Source organism: Rhodococcus sp. LMD (assembly GCF_056108245.1).
On the sequence record NZ_CM148557.1, the window covers coordinates 1553487 to 1575996 of the forward strand.

The 22510-nt window shown below is 71.0% G+C and carries 17 protein-coding genes; 6 read left to right on the forward strand and 11 right to left on the reverse strand.

Translation table 11 applies throughout. The annotated features are described in order from the left end of the window. Nucleotides 1-40: 40 nt before the first annotated feature. Both ACWPQI_RS07340 and ACWPQI_RS07345 read left to right on the forward strand, forming a co-directional pair. A complete protein-coding gene (locus tag ACWPQI_RS07340; RefSeq protein WP_026138053.1) occupies nt 41-1234 on the forward strand; it encodes an NAD(P)-dependent malic enzyme in 1194 nt (397 codons plus the stop codon). A 97-nt stretch (nt 1235-1331) separates the two neighbouring features. After that, on the forward strand, nt 1332-2267 hold the full coding sequence (locus ACWPQI_RS07345) for a glycine betaine ABC transporter substrate-binding protein (protein WP_228287171.1): 936 nt from the start codon (nt 1332-1334) through the stop codon (nt 2265-2267). Here the strand turns inward: ACWPQI_RS07345 and ACWPQI_RS07350 are convergent. From ACWPQI_RS07350 to ACWPQI_RS07360, 3 genes are read right to left on the reverse strand one after another with little or no spacing between them, the layout of a single operon-like run. After that, nucleotides 2226-3143, reverse strand: a complete 918-nt coding sequence (locus ACWPQI_RS07350) for an alpha/beta hydrolase (protein ID WP_010592421.1) — start codon at nt 3141-3143, stop codon at nt 2226-2228. The genes ACWPQI_RS07345 and ACWPQI_RS07350 overlap by 42 nt on opposite strands. A 10-nt stretch (nt 3144-3153) precedes the next feature. Next, on the reverse strand, nt 3154-3981 hold the full coding sequence (locus tag ACWPQI_RS07355; protein WP_010592420.1) for an SDR family NAD(P)-dependent oxidoreductase: 828 nt from the start codon (nt 3979-3981) through the stop codon (nt 3154-3156). Continuing rightward, nucleotides 3978-5561, reverse strand: coding sequence for a flavin-containing monooxygenase (locus ACWPQI_RS07360; protein ID WP_017681985.1), 1584 nt, complete (start codon nt 5559-5561; stop codon nt 3978-3980). Before ACWPQI_RS07360 ends, ACWPQI_RS07355 begins: the two co-directional genes overlap by 4 nt. Before the next feature lie 70 nt (nt 5562-5631). On the opposite strand from ACWPQI_RS07360, the gene ACWPQI_RS07365 reads away from it, so the two are divergent. Continuing rightward, a complete protein-coding gene (locus ACWPQI_RS07365) occupies nt 5632-6300 on the forward strand; it encodes a TetR/AcrR family transcriptional regulator (RefSeq protein WP_450151742.1) in 669 nt (222 codons plus the stop codon). Nucleotides 6301-6382: 82 nt separating this feature from the next. Here ACWPQI_RS07365 and ACWPQI_RS07370 read toward each other — a convergent pair whose 3' ends face one another. The 6 genes from ACWPQI_RS07370 to ACWPQI_RS07395 form a co-directional block, all read right to left on the reverse strand. Next, on the reverse strand, nt 6383-10201 hold the full coding sequence (locus ACWPQI_RS07370) for a multifunctional oxoglutarate decarboxylase/oxoglutarate dehydrogenase thiamine pyrophosphate-binding subunit/dihydrolipoyllysine-residue succinyltransferase subunit (RefSeq protein WP_072786284.1): 3819 nt from the start codon (nt 10199-10201) through the stop codon (nt 6383-6385). A 107-nt stretch (nt 10202-10308) separates the two neighbouring features. Beyond that, complete coding sequence (locus ACWPQI_RS07375) at nt 10309-14109, reverse strand: ABC transporter ATP-binding protein (RefSeq protein WP_010592416.1); 3801 nt, start codon at nt 14107-14109, stop codon at nt 10309-10311. A 161-nt stretch (nt 14110-14270) separates the two neighbouring features. Then, nucleotides 14271-15056: an ABC transporter permease gene (locus tag ACWPQI_RS07380; protein ID WP_029539874.1), complete on the reverse strand. Its 786-nt coding sequence runs from the start codon at nt 15054-15056 to the stop codon at nt 14271-14273. Continuing rightward, nucleotides 15053-16153 carry an ABC transporter ATP-binding protein gene (locus tag ACWPQI_RS07385; RefSeq protein WP_017681731.1) on the reverse strand — a complete coding sequence of 367 codons (1101 nt, stop codon included), beginning with the start codon at nt 16151-16153 and terminating at the stop codon, nt 15053-15055. Before ACWPQI_RS07385 ends, ACWPQI_RS07380 begins: the two co-directional genes overlap by 4 nt. 40 nt (nt 16154-16193) lie before the next feature. Then, entirely contained in the window at nt 16194-17033 is an 840-nt protein-coding gene (locus ACWPQI_RS07390) for an alpha/beta fold hydrolase (RefSeq protein WP_010592413.1), read from the reverse strand. A gap of 1 nt (nt 17034) precedes the next feature. After that, nucleotides 17035-17784, reverse strand: a complete 750-nt coding sequence (locus ACWPQI_RS07395) for a hypothetical protein (protein ID WP_026137999.1) — start codon at nt 17782-17784, stop codon at nt 17035-17037. 117 nt (nt 17785-17901) lie between these two features. Here ACWPQI_RS07395 and ACWPQI_RS07400 point away from each other — a divergent pair, with 117 nt between their 5' ends. Both ACWPQI_RS07400 and ACWPQI_RS07405 read left to right on the forward strand, forming a co-directional pair. Next, complete coding sequence (locus tag ACWPQI_RS07400; RefSeq protein WP_010592411.1) at nt 17902-18759, forward strand: AraC family transcriptional regulator; 858 nt, start codon at nt 17902-17904, stop codon at nt 18757-18759. Beyond that, a complete protein-coding gene (locus tag ACWPQI_RS07405; RefSeq protein ID WP_026138000.1) occupies nt 18756-19157 on the forward strand; it encodes a VOC family protein in 402 nt (133 codons plus the stop codon). Before ACWPQI_RS07400 ends, ACWPQI_RS07405 begins: the two co-directional genes overlap by 4 nt. Nucleotides 19158-19164: 7 nt before the next feature. Here the strand turns inward: ACWPQI_RS07405 and ACWPQI_RS07410 are convergent, their stop codons facing one another. Together ACWPQI_RS07410 and ACWPQI_RS07415 are read right to left on the reverse strand one after the other, a co-directional pair. Continuing rightward, the gene (locus tag ACWPQI_RS07410) at nt 19165-20181 is read right to left on the reverse strand and encodes a glutathione S-transferase family protein (RefSeq protein WP_017681733.1); all 1017 of its coding nucleotides are present in this window, start codon (nt 20179-20181) and stop codon (nt 19165-19167) included. A gap of 35 nt (nt 20182-20216) precedes the next feature. Then, on the reverse strand, nt 20217-20990 hold the full coding sequence (locus ACWPQI_RS07415; RefSeq protein WP_407040701.1) for a GNAT family N-acetyltransferase: 774 nt from the start codon (nt 20988-20990) through the stop codon (nt 20217-20219). A gap of 95 nt (nt 20991-21085) precedes the next feature. Here ACWPQI_RS07415 and ACWPQI_RS07420 point away from each other — a divergent pair, with 95 nt between their 5' ends. After that, complete coding sequence (locus tag ACWPQI_RS07420) at nt 21086-22507, forward strand: DHA2 family efflux MFS transporter permease subunit (RefSeq protein WP_263623494.1); 1422 nt, start codon at nt 21086-21088, stop codon at nt 22505-22507. Nucleotides 22508-22510: the final 3 nt, after the last annotated feature.

The window sequence follows — 22510 nt, forward strand, 5'->3', positions numbered from 1 at the left end:
CCGGAACCCGAGTGGTTCCGGCTCGAGCAGGAGTGTCATCGTGTCAATCGTGTCTGATGCACCTACCCCCCAGAAGGTCGAGTTGACCGACGAGGAAATCTTCGGCAGCCACGTCGACGGCAAGCTGTCCGTCGAGCTCACCGCACCGCTGGAGACGCAGCGGGACCTGTCGATCGCCTACACGCCCGGCGTCGCGCAGGTCTCCCGCGCGATCGCGGCCGACGAGACCCTCGCCGACCGCTACACCTGGACCAACCGCCTGGTGGTGGTCGTCTCCGACGGCTCGGCCGTCCTCGGCCTCGGTGACATCGGCCCGCGCGCGTCGCTGCCGGTGATGGAGGGCAAGTCCGCCCTGTTCAAGAAGTTCGCCGGCCTGAACTCGATCCCGCTGGTCCTCGACACCAAGGACCCCGACGCGATCGTCGAGACCCTGATCCGGCTGCGCCCGAGCTTCGGCGCGGTCAATCTCGAGGACATCTCGGCCCCGCGTTGCTTCGAGATCGAGAAGCGCGTGATCGAGGCGCTGGACTGCCCGGTCATGCACGACGACCAGCACGGCACCGCGATCGTCGCGCTCGCCGCGCTCAAGGGTGCGGCCAAGGTGCAGAACCGGGAGCTGTCCGGCCTGCGCATCGTCATCTCCGGTGCCGGCGCGGCCGGCGTGGCGGTGGCCAACATCCTGCTCGCCGCCGGCGCCGCGGATGTGACCGTGCTGGACTCGAAGGGCATCGTCTCGCGCGAGCGCACCGACCTGAACGAGGTCAAGGTCGACCTGGCCGCGCGGACCAACCCGGCCGGCCGGCACGGCGGCCTGATCGAGGCCCTGAGCGGTGCGGACGTGTTCATCGGCGTCTCGGCCGGCACGGTGCCCGAGGAGATCGTCGCCGAGATGGCCGACGGTGCGATCGTGTTCGCGCTGTCGAACCCGGACCCGGAGATCCACCCGACGATCGCCGCCAAGCACGCCGCGATCGTGGCGACCGGGCGCAGCGACTTCCCGAACCAGATCAACAACGTGCTGGCCTTCCCCGGTGTGTTCAAGGGCGCGCTCGACGCCGGTGCCCGGCGCATCACCGAGGGCATGAAGCTCGCCGCCGCCGAGGCCATCCTCTCGGTCGTCGGTGACGAGTTGGCCGTGGACAAGATCGTCCCGAGCCCTCTCGATCCGCGGGTGGCGCCCGCCGTCGCCGAGGCCGTCGCGGCCGCGGCACGGGCCGAGGGCGTCACCGACTGACGCGATCGACCGCACGCCCCGGCCGGAGCCCGCACCCAGGTTCCGGCCGGGGCGTTCGGCTTTCCGGGGATGCGCGAGGATGGGCAACGTGTGGAACGTGAGGAGACGGCGCGGCGGGGGATTCGGACGGACGGCGGCCGGGCTGACGGTCGCCGTCGCGGTGCTGACCGGGTGCGGCCCGTCGGTTCTCGACGAGTCGGCGGATGCCGCCACGGTGGTCGTCGGATCCGGGGACGACGTCGCGAGCGAGCTGCTGGCCCGCATCTACGCCGGCGCCCTGGCCGGAAGCGGAACCCGTACCGAACTGCGAACCGGGCTCGGTGACCGGGCCGGATACCTGGCGGCGCTGGACGCGGCCGAGGTGACCCTCGTGCCGGACTACACCGGCCGGTTGCTGCGGTACTTCGCTCCGGCTGCCCCGGACACGGACGCCGAGGACGTGTTCGAGGCCCTCGCCCGTTCCCTGCCCGACGACCTGGCGATCACGGATTATGCTGCCGCCCAGGATCGTTCGATGCTCCTCGTGTCCGATGCCACCGCGGAGCGGCTCGGCACCACCGAAGTGGCCGGAATTCTCGGCCGGTGCGGCGAACTGACCGTGACGGTGTCCGGCGGGTTCGAGGTGAACGACGGCCTGCGGGACCTGGCCGAAAGAGGTTGCGTCCCGGGCCGTGTCGAGTCCGGCGACGACGACGTGGCGCTGCACGCGGCCACGCAGGGTGCGAGCGCGGCCGCGCTGACCACCACCTCGGTCGTCGCGCGCGACACCTCGGGGGTCGCGCTCGAGGACGCACCGGACCGCGCGCCCGGGACGGATCCGGAGGACGCAACTGCCACGGAGCCACCGGTGTTCGCTGCCCAGAACGTCGTCCCCGTGTTCCGCGAACACGTCCTGGGGGAACGTCAGCTCGAGGCTCTGAGCCTCGTCGCGGGCGAGCTCACCACCGCCGACCTGGCCGAGATGCTCGGCCGGATCGACGGCGGCGAGGACTCAGCGGTCGTCGCGCAGGCCTGGCTCACCGAGCACGTGTGAACGCAGGAACCCGCCCAGCTGTGCCACCGCGTCGGCGGCCTGACCCACCAGCGCGGCCTGCAGATGGGCCACGTGCCACAGATCGCGCTGCTCGGTGACCGTCACCTCCACACCCGCGTCGCGGAGCTTGCGGGCGAACTCGGTGACCTGCGGGTACAGCATCTCGCCGGTGCCGACATGGATCAGCGTCGGCGGCAGCCCGTTCAGGTCTCCCCGCAGGGGCGCGTAGCCGGGGTCGGCGGCGTCGTGCCCGCCGAGATACGCGCGGGCCGAGGCCGAGATCCAGGCGGCGTTGAGGACCGTGTCCCGGTCGAACGGGAAGTCGCGCGAGCCGGGGTCGGCCAACGGTGCGATCAGACCCAGGGCGGCGGGACGGACCCCGTGCCGGTCGATCAGCCGTCGCGCCGTCGCGACCGCCAGCCCGCCCCCGGCCGAATCCCCGGCGATCGGGGCGGTCCCCGGGGTCACGCCGTGCTCGGTCACCAGCTCGAGGTACGCACCGACCGCGTCGTCCAGGGCGGCGGGGTAGGGGTGCTCGGGAGCCAGCCGGTAGTCGAGCACGTAGACCGCCGAACCCGAGGCCGCGGCCAGGTGCGCGGCCAGGGACCGGTGCGTGGCGGGGGAGCCCACCGTGTACGCGCCGCCGTGCAGGTACAGCACCGCGGTGGGACGTTCGGTGGCGCCGACGGTGACGCGTTCGGCCGGCCGGCCCGCGAGCGTGACCTGCCGGACCACCGTGCCCTCGGGCAGGGTCTGGATCGGGGCGACCAGCTCGAGCAGCCGTCGCTGGGCGGAGTACGGCAACCGGGCGTTGAGGGCCAGCCGGTACGCCGGACGCAACGCGGCCCGCACGACGGGCAGGGGGAGCTGTGGCATGACCGCGACCCTAGCCCCTGGGCACGAAGCGGCCACTGACGAATGCGACGACACGCTGGTAGGACGGGCCCACCGCGCGTACCCAGGCGTCGAGGACCTTCGCGTCGGCGCCCACGAGTATCCGGGGCCGGCCCTTGCGCACCCCCTCGACGATGGTGCGGGCCGCGTCCTCCGGGCTGGTGCGCGCCAGCTTGCGGTCGAAGAACTGGGCGAAGGACTCCTGGTCGTCGCCCGCCGGGACGGCCGCATTGCGGGCGATCGCGGTCTTGATGCCGCCGGGATGGACACAGCTGACCTTGACGGGGTGCCCGGCGATCAGCATTTCCTGGCGCAGGGACTCGGTGAAGCCGCGGACGGCGAACTTCGCGGAGTTGTAGGCGCTCTGACCGGGGATGGACAGCAGCCCGAACAGGCTCGAGACGTTGACGATGTGTCCGTCGCCGGACGCGACGACGTGGGGCAGGAACGCCTTGGTGCCGTTGACCACGCCCCAGAAGTCGACGTCCATGATCCGCTCGATGTCCTTGAACTCCGAGCGCTCGAACTCTCCGTGGTAGGCGATGCCGGCGTTGTTGTAGATCTGGTTGACCTGGCCGAAGTGGGCGGCGACGGCGTCGGCGTAGTCGAGCACCGCCTCGCGCTGCGTGACGTCGAGGTGGTCGGCCTTGACCTCGGCGCCGAGATCGCGGGCCCGGCGCGCGGTTTCCTCCAGCCCGACGGTGTCGACGTCGGACAGGGCCAGCCGGGCGCCGCGCCGGGCGAGCTCGAGCGCCAGAGCGCGGCCGATGCCCGATCCGGCGCCGGTGATGACAGCTACCTTTCCTGCGAACTCGCTCACTGTGCTGCCACCTTCCGGGCGTCGGTCTCATCGGTGTCACGAACGGCCGCCGGCGTCTGCGCCGGGACCGGGGGGAGATCTGCCGCAGCGACGCTGCGGTAGGCATCCAGATCGAAATGCCGGGTGATACGGCGGAACTCGAACGTAAAGCTCGGCCACAGGGTGGTGTTGTTGCCGTGCTTGTCGAGGTACCAGCTCGCGCAGCCGCCGTTGTTCCACACGCTGCGCTTCAGGGCGTCCTGCAGGTTGCGGTTGTAGTCGTCCTGCACCTCGGCGCGCACCTCGACGGTGCCGATCCGATGGCGGTCGATGGTCTCGATCGCGTCCACGACGTAGTTCAGCTGGGATTCGATCATGTACACCATCGAAGTGTGGCCCAGGCCGGTGTTCGGTCCCACGAGGAAGAACATGTTGGGGAACCCGGCGACCGCGGCACCCTTGTAGCCCTGCATGCCGGTGGCGTCGAAGACGTCGGCGAGACTGCGGCCGTCCTTGCCGAAGATGCCGGCGAAGGTGGGCGAGTCGGTGACGTGGAAACCGGTCGCGACGACGATGGCGTCGACCTGCCGGGTGGTGCCGTCGCGGGTGACGATGCCGTCCGCGGTGACCTCCGCGATGCCGTCGGTGACCAGGTCGACGTTCGGGCGGGCCAGCGCGGGGTAGTAGTTGTTGGAGATGAGCATCCGCTTGCAGCCGATCTGGAAGTCCGGGGTGACCTTGCGGCGCAGCTCGGGGTCGGCGATCTGGCGGCGGATGTGCGTGCGGGCGGCGAGCTCGAGCGGCTTCATGAACGCCGGTGCCTTGGCGAGGCCGACGACCTGTGTCTCGCGGGTGAGGTACTGCAGGGCGCGGGACAGGCGCTGGAATCCGGGCAGGTGGCGGAACGCGAGCCGCTCGACGGGGGTGTACTCGCGGTCGGCGCGCGGCAGCACCCATGGCGCGGTGCGCTGGTAGACGTCGAGGTGGGCGACCTTGCCGGCGATGGCGGGCACGATCTGGATCGAGGAGGCGCCGGTGCCGATCACGGCGACGCGCTTGCCGGTGAGGTCCGCGTCGTGGTTCCACCGGGCGGAGTGGAAGATCTCGCCCCGGAACCGGTCGATGCCCTCGATGTCGGGCAGCGCCGGTTCGCACAGCGCGCCGACGGCGGAGACGACGATCCGGGCCTCGAACGCGCCCTTGGTGGTCTGCACGTCCCACCGGTGGGTGGCGTCGTTCCAGCGGACGGTCTGCACGTCGCAGCCGAAGACGGTGCGGCGGCGCACGTCGTACTTGTCGGCGATCGAGGCGATGTAGGCCTGGATCTCGGGCTGAGGCGAGAAGGACCGCGTCCAGCCCGGGTTCAGGGCGAACGAGTAGGAGTACAGATTGGAGGGAACGTCGCACGCGGCGCCCGGGTACGTGTTGTCGCGCCAGGTGCCGCCGACCTCCGAGCCGCGTTCGAGGACCACGAAGTCCTTGCCGGCCTGCGTCAGTCGGACGGCGGCGCCGAGTCCGGCGAACCCGCTGCCGATGATCAGCGTGTCGACCTGACGCGGGTGCGCATCGGTGGCGATGGTGTCTGTTACCGGAAGACTCATGTAAATGAGCGTAGGGCCATACTGAGTGGGGGTCAATAGCTGTTGACTACGATTCAACAAGAATGTTTGCATGGCACCTGTGAAGGGCAACATCGTCAAGCGCACCAGGCTCAGTCCTGCCGAGCGCCGAGCCCAGCTCGTCGACCTCGGCGTCCAGCTGCTCGCCGAACGGCCGCTCGAGCAGATCTCCGTGGAGGAGATCGCCGATCAGGCCGGGGTGTCGCGCGGGCTGCTGTTCCACTACTTCGCGTCCAAGCACGACTTCCACGTCGAACTCGTCCGGCACACCAGCCGCGACATGCTCGAGCGCACCGCACCCGACGACAGCCTCGAACCGATGGACATGCTGCGCGGCACGATCGTCGCGTACGTCGACTACGTCACCGACCACCGCGACACCTACCTGTCGATGCTGCGCGGCACCGCGAGCGGGGATCCGGACATGCGACAGGTCTTCGAGGACACCCGCACCGCGATGGTCGAACGTACCGTCGCGCACCTGCACCGCATCGGCATCGACGCCGGCCCCGCCGTAACCCTGGCGGTGCGCGGCTGGATCGCGTTCGTCGAGGACACCACGATCGCCTGGCTGCGGGACCCGCAGCTCACCCGCGAGGAGTTCGTGGACCTGGCCGTCGCGGCTCTGCCGGCGCTCGCCCTGGCTGCCGGCGGGCCGAATGTGACATTTAGTCGATTCGATCGACCGGATGTGACATTCGGTCACGTCGCTGGATCGTAGGAAACGGCGCGAGCCGGGCCGGCTGCCCCGAAGGGCAGGCGCGACCCGGCTCGTGTGAGAACCGCGGGGTACCGCCGGTGACCTACTGACCGAACGCCTTCTCCAGGATCTCCTGCTGCTCGACAGCGTGCACCTTGCTCGACCCCGACGACGGCGCCGACATCGCGCGGCGCGACGCCCGCTTGATGCCCGACAGCTTCTCGGGCAGCATCTCCGGCAGCGCCAGGCCCAGGAACGGCCACGCGCCCTGGTTGGCCGGCTCCTCCTGCACCCAGAAGAACTCGTGCGCGTTCGGGTACCGGTCGAGTGCCTCGGCGATACGGCGGCGCGGCACCGGGTACAGCTGCTCGATCCGCAGGATCGCGACGTCGTCCCGCTTCTCCTTGTCCTTCTTGGCCTTCAGCTCCCAGTAGAGCTTGCCGGAGGTCAGCAGAACGCGGGTGACCTTCTCGCGGTCGCCGCCGTCGCTCTCGTACATCGGCTCCTCGAACACCGAGCGGAACTTACCGTTGGTGAAGTCCTCGAGGTTGCTGACCGCGGCCTTGTTGCGCAGCATCGACTTCGGCGTGAACACCACCAGCGGACGGCGGATCCCGTCGAGGTGATGCCGGCGCAGCAGGTGGAAGTAGCTTGCCGGGGTGGACGGCATGGCCACCGTCATCGAACCCTCCGCACACAGCTGCAGGAACCGCTCGATGCGGCCCGAGGTGTGGTCCGGGCCCTGGCCCTCGTGGCCGTGCGGCAGCAGCAGCACCACGTCGGAGAGCTGGCCCCACTTGGCTTCGCCGGAGGAGATGAACTCGTCGATGATGGACTGCGCGCCGTTGACGAAGTCGCCGAACTGCGCCTCCCACAGCACCAGCGCCTCGGGGTTGCCCACGGAGTAGCCGTACTCGAAGCCCAGGCCCGCGAACTCGGTGAGCGCCGAGTCGTACACCATGAACTTGCCGCCCTTGCCGCCCTCGGCCGCGACCTGCTGCAGGGGGGTGTACTCGGCGCCGGTCTTGCGGTCGATGAGCACCGCGTGACGCTGGGTGAACGTGCCGCGGCGCGAGTCCTGGCCGGCCAGACGCACCAGCGCGCCCTGCTCGACCAGCGAACCGAACGCGAGCAGCTCGGCGTACGCCCAGTCGATGTGGCCCTCACGGGACATCTCGCGACGCTTCTCGATGACTGGCTTGACGCGCGGATGCACGGAGAAGCCCTCGGGGACGTTGACGAACGCGTCGCCGATCCGCTCGAGCACCGACTTGTCGACCGCGGTGGTCAGCTTCGCCGGCGGCGTCTGGTCGAGCTCGACCGACTCGGACGGCTCCGGCTTGAACTTTTCGAGCTCGCGGACCTCGTTGAAGACCCGTTCGAGCTGGCCCTGGTAGTCGCGCAGCGCGTCCTCGGCCTCTTTGAGCGAGATGTCGCCACGACCGATGAGGGACTCGGTGTAGCTCTTGCGGACGCTGCGCTTGGTGTCGATCACGTCGTACATCGCCGGCTGCGTCATCGACGGGTCGTCGCCCTCGTTGTGGCCGCGACGGCGGTAGCAGATCATGTCGATGACGACGTCCTTGTTGAACTTCTCGCGGAAGTCCACGGCGAGGCGGGCCACCCACACGCACGCCTCCGGGTCGTCGCCGTTGACGTGGAAGATCGGCGCGCCGATCATCTTCGCGACGTCGGTGCAGTACTCCGACGACCGCGAGTGCTCGGGGGCCGTGGTGAAGCCGACCTGGTTGTTGACGACGATGTGCACGGTGCCGCCGGTGCGGTAGCCCCGTAGCAGCGCGAGGTTGAGGGTCTCGGCCACGACACCCTGGCCGGCGAACGCCGCGTCACCGTGCAGCAGCAGCGGCATGACGGTGAAGCCACCCTCGCCCTTGTCCAGGATGTCCTGCTTGGCGCGCACGAGGCCCTCGAGGACCGGGTTGACGGCCTCGAGATGCGACGGGTTCGCCGTGAGCGAGACGTTGATGTCGTTGTCGCCGAACATCTGGATGTAGTTGCCCTCGGCGCCGAGGTGGTACTTCACGTCGCCGGATCCGTGGGCAGCGGCCGGGTTCAGGTTGCCCTCGAACTCGGTGAAGATCTTCGAGTACGGCTTGCCGACGATGTTGGCCAGCACGTTCAGGCGGCCGCGGTGCGGCATCGCGATGGCGACCTCGTCGAGCTCGTGCTCGGCGGCCTGGTCGATGATCGCGTCCATCATCGGGATGACCGACTCGGCGCCCTCGAGCGAGAACCGCTTCTGGCCGACGTACTTGGTCTGCAGGAACGTCTCGAACGCCTCGGCGGCGTTGAGGCGGCTGAGGATGTACTTCTGCTGTGCCACGGTCGGCTTGACGTGGTGCGCCTCGACGCGCTCCTGCAGCCACTGCTGCTGCTCGGGGTCGAGGATGTGGGTGTACTCCACGCCGACGTGGCGGCAGTAGGCGTCCCGCAGCACCGACAGCACGTCGCGCAGCTTCATGCGCTGCTGCCCGTGGAAGCCGCCGACGTTGAACTCCCGGTCGAGGTCCCAGAGGGTCAGGTCGTGGGTGGTGACGTCGAGGTCCGGGTGCGACCGGAACTTGTCCTTGACGAACTGCAGCGGATCCGTGTCGGCCATCAGGTGGCCGCGGCTGCGGTAGGCGGCGATCAGCTCGAGGACGCGGGTGCTCTTGTCGACGGCGCCTTCCGGCACGTCCTTGCGCCAGCGGACCGGCTCGTAGGGGATGTGCAGCGTGTGGAAGATCTCGTCGTAGAAATCGTCGCTGATGAGCAGGTTGTGGACGGTCCGCAGGAAGTCGCCGGACTCCGCGCCCTGGATGATGCGGTGATCGTACGTGGAGGTCAACGTCATGAGCTTGCCGACGCCGAGCTCGGCGATGCGCTCGTCGGAGGCACCCTGGAACTCGGCCGGGTACTCCATCGCGCCGGCGCCGATGATGGCGCCCTGGCCCGGCATCAGGCGGGGCACCGAGTGCACGGTGCCGATGCCGCCCGGGTTGGTCAGCGAGATGGTGACCCCGGAGAAGTCCTCGGCGGTGAGCTTGCCGTCGCGCGCACGACGGACGATGTCCTCGTACGCGGAATAGAACTGCGCGAAGTTCATCGACTCGCAGTTCTTGATCGCGGCGACGACGAGCGAACGGTTGCCGTCCTTGCCGGCCAGGTCGATGGCCAGCCCGAGGTTGGTGTGCGCGGGGGTGACCGCGTTCGGCTTGCCGTCGATCTCGGCGAAGTGGCGGTTCATGTTCGGGAACGCCTTCACCGCCTGCACGATGGCGTAGCCGAGCAGGTGGGTGAACGACACCTTGCCGCCGCGGGTACGGGCGAGGTGGTTGTTGATGACGATCCGGTTGTCGACCATCAGCTTCGCAGGGATGGCGCGCACACTGGTGGCGGTCGGGATCGAAAGCGAGGCGTTCATGTTCTTCGCGACGGCAGCAGCAGCGCCACGGAGAACCTTGGACTCTTCCTGGGTAGCCGAAGCGGCGGGCTTCGCGGGGGCCGGCTTGGCGGCGGGCTTCGCGGGGGCCGGCTTCGCGGCCGCCGGCTTGGCGGCGGGCTCGGCCGGCTTCGGAGCGGCCTTCGCCGGGGCGGTGCCGGCCTTCGCCGGGGCGGTGTCGGACTTCGCCGGGGCGGTGTCGGACTTCGCCGGGGCGGGGGTGGCCTTCGGCGGAGTCTCGGCCGGGGCGGCCTTCGAGGCGGGAGTGGATTCGGTGGAGGTCGGAGCGGAACTCTGCGCCGGACGCTGGGTCTGCGTGGCACCGTTCGCGCCACCTGCGACCGCCGCCTCCGGGGAGTAGTCCGTCAAGAATTCGTGCCAGCTGGCGTCCACGGACGACGGATCGTCCTGGAACCGCTGGTACATCTCGTCAACCAACCACTGGTTCTGTCCGAACTGGGAAGTAGAGCTGCTGCTCACGGCAGTTGTTCGCCTCGTTTCTTTCTTCGGTACCCGATCGGAGTGCCTATGTATATGAGGCTAGCCCGCGACTGTGACGAACAAAAAAGCTCTGCCACGGTCGAGACCTACCTCACAATCTCTGAGTCGACGGGGTCCCCATCGACGACGGTTCTCGACAGCCGATTATTCCCTGCCCGCATTTGGGCCGCATCACAGAGGGTCGTGTACACGCCTCCGGCGTGACGCAGCGCGTCGTGCGATCCGGTCTCCACGATGCGCCCGCCGTCGACCACCACGATCAGGTCGGAGCGGGCCGCGGTCGCCAATCGGTGGGCCACCACCACGGCGGTGCGGCTGCGGGTCACCGACTCGCCCGCCGCGAGCACCGCGCGTTCGGTGCCCGGGTCGAGAGTCGCGGTGGCCTCGTCGAGCAGCAGCAGGTCCGGATCGACGAGTTCGGCCCGGGCCAGCGCGACGAGCTGACGTTGCCCGGCGGACAGGCCTTGCCCCCGCTCGCCGACGGGATGCAGCATGCCGCCCGGCAGACCGGCGATCATGTCGAGCGCCCCCACTGCGCGGGCCGCCGCCTCGATCGCCGTGCGCTCCGCGTCGGGCCGCCCGTAGGCGATGTTGCTCGCGACGGTGCCGGTGAACAGATGCGCTTCCTGCGGGACGACGCCGAGCCGGGCCCGGTACTCGGGCAGTCGGTAGCCGCGCAGGTCGACGTCGTCCACGCGCACCGAACCGGACGTCGGATCGTAGAACCGGGCCAGCAGTTTGACGATCGTGGACTTGCCGGCCCCCGTGCGTCCGACCAGTGCCACCGTCGAACCGGCCGGTAAGTGCAGGTCCACGCCGGTGAGCGCGTCCGCGTCGGCACCCGCGTAGCGGAACCCGACCTGCTCGAGCCGTACGTCGCCGCGCAGATGTCCCGGGATCGGCACCGTGCCGGTGCCGCCCGTCTCGAGGGAACTCTCGGTCCGCAGCAGGTCACCGATCCGGCGCAGTCCCACCCGGGCCTGCTGATAGCTGTCGAACACCTGCGACAACTGCTGGATGGGACCGAACAACAGACCGAGGTAGAGCACGAATGCGACGAGCACGCCCGCGGTCGTCGCGCCCGACGCCACCTCCCGGGCCCCGACGAACACCACCGCGGCCAGCGCGAGGTCGGACAGCAGCGCGATGAACGGGAAGTACAGCGAGATGGCCCGCTGGGAGCGCATCCGGCTGCGCCGGTACGCATCGGCGCGTTCGGCGAACCGGCGGGCCGCGAATTCCTCGCGGCGGTATGCCTGGGCTGCCCGCAACCCGGTGATGTTCTCCTGGAAGTCCGCATTGACCAGCGAGATGCGTTCACGGGAGACCGAGTAGGCCGTGGACGAGACCCGCCGGAACCACAGTGTCGCCGCGAGCAGCGGCGGCACCACCGCCAGCGCCACCAGCCCCAGGGTGAGGTCGGTGGCCAGCAGGGCGACGGAGATCCCGGCCAGCGTCAGCACGCTCACGACCGCCGTGGACAACCCGGTCTGGATGAACGACGAGAGTGCGTCGACGTCGGTGGTCATCCGGGTCATGATGCGGCCGGACAGTTCCCGCTCGTAGTAGTCCAGCCCCAGCCGCTGCAGGTGCGCATAGCTGCGCACCCGCAACCCGAACAGCACCCGCTCACCGGCACGCGCGGTGAGCACGGTGAGCAGCGCCACTACCAGCCACGCCAGCAGCGCCAGCGCGGCACCCACGGCGGTGGCCGCCCACAACGGGCCGGGTTCGCCCGGCGTGACGCCCCGGTCGACGGCGTAGCGCACGATCGACGGGAACGCGATCGACGTCAGCGACTCGACCGCCAGGCACAACACCACCGCCGCCAGCAGCCACCGCACCGGCCGCAGCGTCCGGGAGAGGCGGAACTCGGGGTCGGGGCGCCGCAGCTGTGCCGTGTCCAGCCCCGGTCGCTCGGTGGCCGGGGGCAACGCCTCGACCGCCCGGCGCAGCGCCGGCGTCGGGGCGACCGACCCGAGGGCGCCGCTCATCGGACCGCCGCCGCGGCCGCCACCGCCCGGGCCCCCCTGCGGTGCGGCCGCCCGCACCACGACCGGATCGGAGCCGGGCGCCGCCTCCGGCCACAACGCGCCGAGGGCGTGCCCGTCGGTGCGCTCCGGCTCGGGCGCCTCGTCCTCGTCGCCAGTGAGCAGGGCCCGGAACAGGGCATTGCGCGTCTCGAGTTCGTGGACCGTTCCGGAGTCGGCCACGCGGCCGCCGTCGAGCACCGCGACCCGGTCGGCGAGGGAGAGCGTGGACCGCCGGTGCGCGAGGATCAGCGTGGTGCGCTTCGGGCGTGCCCGCAGCGCCGCGAAGATCGCGGCCTCCGTCTCCGCGTCCACGGCCGAGGTCGCGTCGTCGAGAATCAGCACCCGAGGATCGAGCAGCAACGCACGGGCCAGCGCGACCCGCTGCCGCTGCCCACCGGAGAGCGTCAGCCCCCGCTCGCCGACCACGGTGTCGTACCCCTCGGGGAGCGCCTCGACGAACTCGTCCGCGCACGCGGCCCGCGCGGCGGCGCGGATCTCCTCGGCGCTCGCCTCGGGCCGGCCGAGCGCGATGTTCGCGGCGATCGTGTCCGAGAACAGGAACGGCTCGTCGAACACCAGGCTCACCGCCTCGCGCAACTGCTCGGCACGCAGGGCCCCGACGTCGATTCGTTCGCCGTCGGCGGCGGTGACGTACACCGTCCCGGACTCGGGGGCATAGAACCGGGGCAGCAGCAGCGACAGCGCGGTCTTGCCGGAGCCGGCGGCGCCGACCACGGCGACGGTCTCGCCCGGCGCCAGTTCGAGATCGAGACCGTCGAGGACGGGCCGGCCGGGCTCGAAGCCGAAGGTCACCGAATCGAGGACCAGCCCGAGCGGTCCCTCCGGCAACGGCACCGGGTGCGGCGGGTCGGCGACGTCGGGTTCGGTGTCGATCACCTCGTACACCCGCTCGACCGCCGCCCGGGAGAGCTGCGCCATGATCACCACCGACGACAGCGTGCGGGTGGTCGCCGTCATCGTCGCCAGGTAGGCGGCGAACGCGAGGAACGTGCCGACGGTGACGGTGCCCTGCAGGGCCAGCCAGCCGCCGAGCGCGATCACGGCGACGAGCCCGAGCTGCGGGATGGCCCCCATCGGGGCGGCGAACGCGGCGTTGATCCGGGCGGCGCGCATGCGCTCGGCGTAGAGGGCGCGACCGTGCTGTTCGAGCTGGTCGACGGCGCGGCCCTCCTGCCCGAACCCCTTGACCACCCGCACCCCGGTGACGGTCTCCTCCACGTGCTGGGCCAGGTCGGCGGCGCGTTGCTGCGCCGACCACGTCGCCGCGAACAGCTTGGGCCGGACGAGGGCCACCACCCCGGCGATCACCGGCACGGTGACGAGGGCGACCAGGGTCAGCAGCGGGGAGAGCACCGCCATGATCACGAGTGCCAGGACGAACTGCAGCAGCGCCCCCGCCGACATGGGGACCATCGCGAGCAGACCCTGGACGAGTTGCAGGTCGGTGATGGAGCGCGACACCACCTGCCCGGTGCGGATCTGGTCCTGGCCGCGTCCGTCGAGCCGCTGCAGAGAGGCGAGCAGACCGAGCCGCAGGTCGTGCTGCACGTCGAGGGAGAGCCGGCCGGCGAGCATCCGCCGGCCGTACTGGCACCCGAACCGCACCACCGCGCCCCCCGCGATCGCCGCCGCCGCCAGACCGATCAGCTGCAGGTCGTGCCCCTCCGGGTGGGTGGCGCTGTCGAGTGCCAGCTTGGTCAGCAGCGGGAAGGTGATGTCGATCAGTGCGGCGACGACGGTGACGGTCAGTGCGCCGAGCGCGACGCGGCGGTGCTGCCAGGCCTCCGCGCCCAGCCGACGGATCCAACCGGGGGAACGCGCGTCGTGTGCCATCGCTTTTCGACATTAGCCCCGGCGGCCGACAGGACGCGGGCCACGGTCACGGCTCTCCACGATCCGCTTCCGTCGAAGCGGATCCGCTCGGCCCTTCGGAATCCGCTCCGTGCGCGACCGGCGCGAATTCGCAACGAGCGGACGAATCCGCGCAGAGGGAATCAGACGATGTCGCGGGTACGGGTACGCCACCAGCCGAGGCCGCACAGCAGTACCGTCCAGCCGAGCAACCCCAGCGGCGCCGCCGGCCACGTCACGGCCGGGTCGACCTCCTCGGGCAGGTCGATGGCCGTGAACACCGTGTACCAGGTGAGCTGTCCGGGCAGCAGCCGGGCGAGCGCACCCGCCCCGAGACCGTCGAGGATCAGCGAGACGATCAGCTCCCCGAACGGAACCCAGGCGGTGATCGCCAGGACGCTGCCGGCCGTCGAACCGGTGAGCAGGCCGAGCCCCGCGCCCATGAGGGCCCACAGCATCGCGGCGAACAGGCCGGCGCCGAGGACCGCGGCGACATTGCCCGCCCCCGAGCCGTCGCCGGACGGTCCGCCGCCGAACATCAGGACGGTCAGCACCGACACGGTTTCCACCACCACGCAGTACAACAGGCCGAACGCGACCGCCGTCGTCAGCTTGGCGGCGACGACCCCGTCGCGGCCGCGGGCGGTCAGGAAACTGGTGACGATGGTGCGGTGCTGGAACTCGCTGCCCGTGTTGACCACCCCGAACAGGGCCGCGAACAGGAACACCAGCGCCAGTGCGACCGCGACACCGATCGCGGCGGCGGCGGCTTCGGCGAAGTTCTCGCCGACGAGTCCCTCGAGGGTGGTGAGGATCGGCAGGGTCAGAGCCCCCGAGAACAGGCCCACCACCGCCGGGGCGATCCCGAGGATCCACCAGTAACGCAGGCCCAGGACCTTACGGAACTCGGCCGTCAGCAACGCAGTCAACGGGGTCCTTCCCAACCGGTCGGCGGATGAGGCTGTGGGGAGTGCGGGAACTGCCCCGGGTACGGCGGCTGTTGCGGGGGCTGTGGGAACTGCCCCGGGTACGGGGGCTGTGGAGCCGGCGGTCCCTGCATCCCCCACCCGGGCGCGGCACCCACGTACTGACCCGCCGTCATCGCCAGGAACACCTGCTCGAGGTCGATGTGCTCGACGCTCGTTCCGAAGACGGTCACGCCGTACGCGGTGGCGAACTCGGCGACGCGCTCGGGTTCCACCCCGACGATCGCGAGCCGCCCGTCGGGCTGGACCTGCGCGTCGGTGTGGCCCGACGCGGCGAGAGCCGTCGCCAGGCGGGCAGGGTCGGAGACGGCGACGAGGACCCGGGCTCGATGCGCATGCCGCAGATCCGCCGTCGTGCCCTGGTGCACGAGCCTGCCGCGGCTGATGATCACCAGACGGTCGGCCGTCTGCTCGACCTCCCGCAGGATGTGACTCGAGATCAGCACGGTGCCCCCGGAGCGGGCGTAGCCGAGCAGGAAGTCGCGCAACCAGGCCATGCCTTCGGGGTCGAGGCCGTTCGCCGGTTCGTCGAGCACGAGGTAGCGCGGTTCGCCGAGCAGCGCGGTGGCCAGCGCCAGCCGCTGCCGCATGCCGAGGGAGAACTCGCCGATCCGCCGGCGGGTCGCCGCGGCGAGCCCGGTCAGGTCGAGGACGCGCCGCACCTGTGCCGACGGCACGCCGATCGCCGCGGCGTACACCTCGAGATGGGTGCCGGCGGTGTGCTTGGGATGGAAGCTCTGCGCGTCCAGCACCGCACCGACCACCCGTGCCGGGTGCGGCAGCGAGGTGAAGGGCACCCCGTCGACGAGCGCGACACCGGCCGTCGGGCGCACCAGGCCGAGCAGCATCCGCAGGGTCGTCGTCTTCCCGGAACCGTTCGGCCCGAGAAATCCCGTGATCGAACCCGGCGGCACGGAGAACGACAGGTCCGACACCGCGGGTACGTCGCGGAAGTTCTTCCACAGGCCCTGCACGGCGATACCCGCCGCGGGCGCGTACCCGGCGCCGGCGGCCGGCTCCGTCGGGAACGGCGCTGTCATCGACTCCCTCTCTGGTGGGTCCTGCTCGGACCCCGAGAGCCTACGTGCCCGGCGCGGCAGGCCGGGAGAAGGACCGCTCGAGGAACGGCAGCACCAGTTCGAGGAATTCGCTGGGGGAGTCGAGCTGCGGGCAATGCCCGGCGTCCGGAATGATCGCGACCCGCCGTCGGGCGCCGGTATGCACCCGGCCCGCGGCGCGCGCCGGGGTGATCAGATCCCGCTCACCCCACACCAGCAGTGCCGGCACGGACAGGGAGTTCACCATTTCGGGGATGGGCAGCCGGGCCAGTTCGGGGATCACGGCCCGGCCGACGGCCAGCAGGGTCTCGATGCTGCGCCGGCTCGCGTAGTTCGCCGCGAACGCGGTGCGGGTGTCGACGCCCAGCCGGTCCGGACGGTGCAGCGCCGCACGGGCGTAGAGAGTGGCGACGGCGAACTGCACCAGGGCGGGCGGCACGGGCCGGGACAGCGCGCGCGACACCATGTCCAGCGGCAACCGCGCGCCGCTCGACCAGCTGCGCGGGATCCCGGCCATCCCCGGCATGTCGGCGAGCACGACGCCGTCCACCCGGCCCGGATACGTCGATGCGAACGCCAGCGAGGTCACCGCTCCCAGCGAATTGCCGATCAGCGCCACCGGATCCGCGCAGTCGGCGATCACCTCGGCGACGGTGTCGACATAGTGATCCAGCACCGGCGCCCGCCAGTGTCCGGCGCTGCGGCCGAATCCGGGCAGGTCGACGGTCAGGACCCGGTGGCGCTCGGCCAGCGCCGGGACCACCTTGCACCAGGTGCCCCCGTGATCGGAGTATCCGTGCAGGAGAACCACGGTGCGGGTGCCGGATCCGCTCTCGCGCACGAACACCTTGCCCGCGGACATGTCACCAGCCGGTCAGGGGGGAGGACAGCGCCTGCCAGTTCGGATCCCCGTCCGGTCCGGACGCTGCGCCGGTGAGCGGTGGACGCTGCGACGGCCACTGCGCCGGCGGCGGCCCGAACGCGTCCCGGGCGTTCGCGATGACCCGCTTGCCCAGCGCGCGGTTGCCCGCGCCACCGATCGCGGCACCGATGCCGGCGGGCACGAGCTTGCCGAATACCAGGGCGCTGCGCTTGGCGAGGTACTTGCGGACGAAGGTCCGCACGAGCGATTTGTTCACGGACTTCAGCTGGGCACCGGGGATCTTGCCGGTGAGCGCCGACGTCCACGTCTTCGCGGTCGTGCCGGTGGCGCGCTCGACGATCTCCATGCCGGCTTCGCCCAGTGCCACGGCGAGCACGAGGGCGCGGCGCTGCTCGTGCTGGTGCGGTTCGATCCCGTGCACCGATGCCACCGCCAGGGTCAGCAACGCGGCGGCCTCGAGGAAGAACGCGGTCTCGGCGCCGACCGCGGCGATCGACGCGAGTGTGCCGATCCCGGGCACGGTCGCCGCGGCGCCGGCCGCCGTGCCGCTCCCGGTGACTCCGTTGAGGAAGGTCTTCTCCAACCGCCTGATGATCTGCTCGGGAGTCTCGTCGGGATGGGCACGCCGCGTCAGGTCGACGTAGCGTGCCACCGCGGGCGCTTGCAGCCTGCTGCCGTTGTCCAGGAGCGTGACGAGATACTTCTCCACGCGTCCTACCCTGTCGCTCATCGTTCCGTCCTCGATCCTCCCGGCCCTCCCGGGCCTGCATACACCGCCGTGAGTTCCACGGCTGCTCACCCTGTGTACCCCGTGGGCGTGGCGTCTATCCGTGTTTACCCTGGGACCGTGACCGGCATCTCGGACGGTGCCCGGCGGCGGCCCGCCCCGCCGCTGTGCCCCTACGTGCGCAGTTACGACGGGTACCGGCTGACGGGATTCGCCCCCGGTACCCACCTCGGTCTGCCGTCCCCGGACCTGACCGTCGTGCTCACGATCGGTGCCCCTGTCGAACTCGCGCGGGCCGCGGCACCGGGTCAGGGCCCGGGCCGGTTCGGTGCGCTCGCGAGCGGCCTGGCCACCACCGCCGTCACCATCGCCCACGACGGCAACCAGCACGGAATCCAGCTCGCGCTCACCCCGGCGGGAGCCCGGGTGTTGCTGGGGGTGCCCGCCGGTGCACTCGGCGCGTGGGTCGTCGATCTCGAGGACGTGCTCGGCGCCGCCGCCCGGGAACTCGGCGAGCGGATCGCCGCCGCTGCGGGGTGGGAAAGCCGATTCCGGGTCCTCGACGAGGTGCTCGCCCGGCGGCTCGCCGCCGAGCACGGCGAGATCGATCCACACCTGCGTCACGTGTGGCGCAGGCTGCAGGATCCCCGCACCCCCGGCGTGCGGATCGCCGACCTGGCCGACGAGATCGGTTGGAGTCGAAGGTATCTGAACGCACGATTCACCGCCGAGTTCGGGGTGGGGCCCAAGGAGGCGGCGCGGGTGGTCCGGTTCGACCGGTCCCGTCGGCTGCTGCGCCGGCCCGGACCGCACGTGCTCGCCGACGTGGCCGCCCGGTCCGGGTTCTACGATCAGGCCCACCTCGCACGGGAATGGCGCGCGATCGCCGGGGTTCCGCCGTCGCACTGGCTGCGCGACGAGCAGTTCCCAATCGTCCAAGACGGCGACCCGGCTGCCGACGAACACTGGCAACCATGACTACGACAGCACTCACCACACCCGTGTGGCCCTGCCTCTCCTACACCGATGCCCGGGCGGCGATCCGCTTCCTCGTCGACGCGTTCGGTTTCACCGAGAACGCCGTCTACGGCGACGGCGGGCGCGTCGACCACGCCGAGCTGCGCTGGCCGCACGGCGGCGGCGTCATGCTCGGCTCGGCCGGCGGGGGCGGCCCGATCGAGATACCCGCCGGCACCGGCTGCATCTACCTCGTCCTCCCCGACGCCCCCGCGGTCGACGCGCTGCACGCCCGCGCTGTGGCCGCCGGTGCCACGGTCGTCCTCGGCCTGCACGACACCGACTACGGATCGCACGACTTCACGTGCCGGGACCCGCAGGGGGTGTACTGGAGTTTCGGAACGTACGCGGGCGCGTGAGTCGGACTCAAGCCGGCACCGCCTCCTGCGCCCGCGGCGGGGGCGGCGGCGTGCCGTCCCCGAACGGCGTGCCGCCCAGCTCTTCCCGGCCGTGCGGGGTCAGCCATCCGCTCGGGTCGGGGCCCTTCGGCACGATCTGCGTCGGATTGATGTCGGTGTGCACGATGTAGTAGTGCTGCTTGATCTGCCCGAAGTCGATGGTGTCGCCGAAACCGGGCGTCTGGAACAGGTCCCGGGCGTACCCCCACAACGCCGGCATGGACGCCAGCAGATTCCGGTTGCACTTGAAATGCCCGTGGTAGACGGCGTCGAAGCGGGCCAGCGTGGTGAACAGCCGCACGTCCGCCTCGGTGATCGTCTCGCCCACCAGGTACCGACGGGAGCCGAGCCGTTCCTCGAGCCAGTCCAGCCGCGCGAACAGCCGGTCGAAGGCACGGTCGTACGCGCGCTGGGACCCGGCGAACCCGCACCGGTACACGCCGTTGTTGACGTCCTGGTAGACGAGCTCGGCGACCTCGTCGATCTCGTCGCGCAGCGGTTCCGGGTAGAGGTCGGGGGCGCCGTCGCGGTGCAGTGCCGTCCACTCCGTGGCGAAGTCCAGGGTGATCTGCGGGTAGTCGTTGGTGACCACGCGGCCGGTAGGCACGTCGACGACGGCGGGCACCGTGATCCCCCGGGAGTACTCGGGGTCCCGCGCGAAGTACGCGTCCTGCAACCGCGGGATCTGCAGCACCGGATCCACCCCGCCCGGGTCCAGATCGAACGTCCAGCTGCGCTCGTCGTGCGTGGGGCCGCACAACCCCAGCGACAGCGCGTCCTCGAGCCCCAGCAGCCGCCGCACGATGAGCGCGCGGTTCGCCCACGGGCAGGCGCGGGCCGCGATCAGCCGGTACCGGCCGGCCTCCACCGGGTACCCGTCGCGCCCGTCGGCTGTGATGCGCGTGGTGATGTAGTGCGTGTCACGGCTGTACTCGGCGCCGGGCGTGACGTACCCGTCCCCGTCGCCTCCCGAGTGCTCGTTCACTGGGCTCCCCTCACTCGTTACGTTCCTGCGGCTCGTTACGTTCCTGCGGCGGCCGGTACTGCCACCGAGATGTGGGTTCCCAGTTCGGTGTACCCCAACACCGCGGCCAGGCCACGGCCCGCGGTGTTGTCGCGCCGGGCCCGCCACTGGGGGACGAGTCCGGCGTCGAGCGCATCGTGCGTCGCCAGGGTCGCGACGGTCGCCGCCAGGCCGATCCGCCGGTGCTCCGGCACGGTCAGCGCCGTCACGTCCGCCAGGATCGACTGCACTTCGGTGTACACCGCACCCGACAGCGGCCGGTGGTCGTCGTCGAGCAGCACGAACGACGACGCCTCCCCGGTCACGTTCTCGAGCCCCGCCTCGGTCACGTTCTCGAGGCCCGCCTCGGTCACTATCTCGAGGCCCGCCTCGGTCACGTTCTCGAGGCCCGCCTCGGTCGCGTCGTCGGGTGGGCAGCGCCGCAACAGCTCCGCCAGGTCGTCGACCTCGTGGGAGATCAGCGGATCGCGGACCCGTGTCGCGTCGACCCAGTCGGCGCAGTAGCTCAGCGCGTGGCTGCGCACCGCGTGCCCGCGCGTCAGGTCGAGCAGCGCCGACGCGTCCAGCTCCGCGTCGGGCACCGTCGCGACGGCGTCGACCACCCAGCCCGGGCCCACCACCGCGCTGACGTCGCCGAGTCGTAGCACCCGGACCAGGGCGGATGCGTCGTCCACCCGCGTCACCCGGCCCGGGGTGGCGAGCGCTGCGTCGTCGAGCCCGAGTTCGCGGCACCAGGCCAGCCGCACGATGTCCAGGAGATGTCCGTCCACGGCGCTACCGTAGACGCCTACGAGCGGAGGGCGTGCGGGTGGAGACCGAGACAAGTCCGTGGCCGGCGCTGTGGGCGCTGTGCCTCGGGTTCTTCATGATCCTGGTGGACAGCACCATCGTGGCGGTCGCCAACCCGGCGATCATGCGGGCGCTCGACACCGACATCAACAACGTCGTGTGGGTCACCAGCGCCTACCTGCTGGCGTACGCGGTGCCGCTGTTGGTCACCGGCCGCCTCGGGGACCGGTTCGGCCCGAAGCGGGTCTACCTGGCGGGGCTGGTGGTGTTCACCGCGGCGTCGCTGTGGTGCGGGTTGTCCGGCACCGTCGCCGCCCTCGTCGTCGCCCGGGTCTTCCAGGGCCTCGGCGCGGCGCTGATGACCCCCCAGACCATGGCGATCATCACCCGCACCTTCCCGCCGGACCGGCGGGGCACCGCCATGGGACTGTGGGGCGCGGTGGCCGGTGTGGCCACCCTCGTGGGTCCGCTGGCCGGCGGTGTCCTCGTCGACCACCTCGGCTGGGAGTGGATCTTCTTCGTCAACGTGCCGGTCGGGATCGTCGGGTTCGTCCTGGCGGCGCGCCTGGTCCCGGCGCTGCCCACCCATCCGCACCGGTTCGACCTCCTCGGCGTGCTGCTCAGCGGCGCGGGCATGTTCTGCCTCGTGTTCGGTATCCAGGAGGGCAACTCCTACGACTGGTCCACGCCCGTGTGGGTGCTGATCGCCGCCGGAGTGGCGCTGCTGGCGGTGTTCGTGTGGTACCAGTCCCGCGGGCGCGGAGAGCCGCTCGTCCCGCTCGGCTTGTTCCGCGACCGCAACTTCTCGCTGGCCAACATCGGCATCGCCGCGATGGGCTTCTCGGTCACCGCGATGGTCCTGCCGTTGATGTTCTACGCCCAGGGCGTGCGCGGCTGGACACCCACGGAGTCGGCGCTGCTGATGGCCCCGATGGCGGTCCTGACCGGCGTGCTCGCCCCGATGGTCGGCCGGCTCGTGGACCGGACCCATCCGCGCTACATCGCCGGCACCGGCTTCGCGCTGCTCGCGGTGGCGCTGGCGTGGCTGGCGGCACTGATGACACCCGACTCGCCGGTGTGGCAGCTGCTGCTGCCGATCGCCCTCATGGGTGCCGCGATGGCCGGCATCTGGTCGCCGCTCGCCGCCACCGCGACGCACGGCCTGCCGCCCCATCAGGCGGGGGCCGGGTCGGGTGTCTACAACACCACCCGTCAGGTCGGTGCCGTCCTGGGCAGCGCCGCCGTGGGGGCGCTCATCACCTCGCGCCTCGCCGTGCACGGGCTCACCGGCGGCGGGACGGCCGACGCGGCCGAGGGCGGGACGACGGCCCTGCCGGAGCCGGTGCGCGCGCCCTTCGCCGCCGCCATGGCCGAGTCGACGCTGCTGCCCGCCGCGGTCCTGCTCGTCGGCTTCGCCGCGGCGCTGTTCTTCGGTCGGCCCGGCCGGGCCGAGCCGGTGCCGAGCCTGTCCCTCGAGGAGCGCAGCACACTCGCCTAGTGT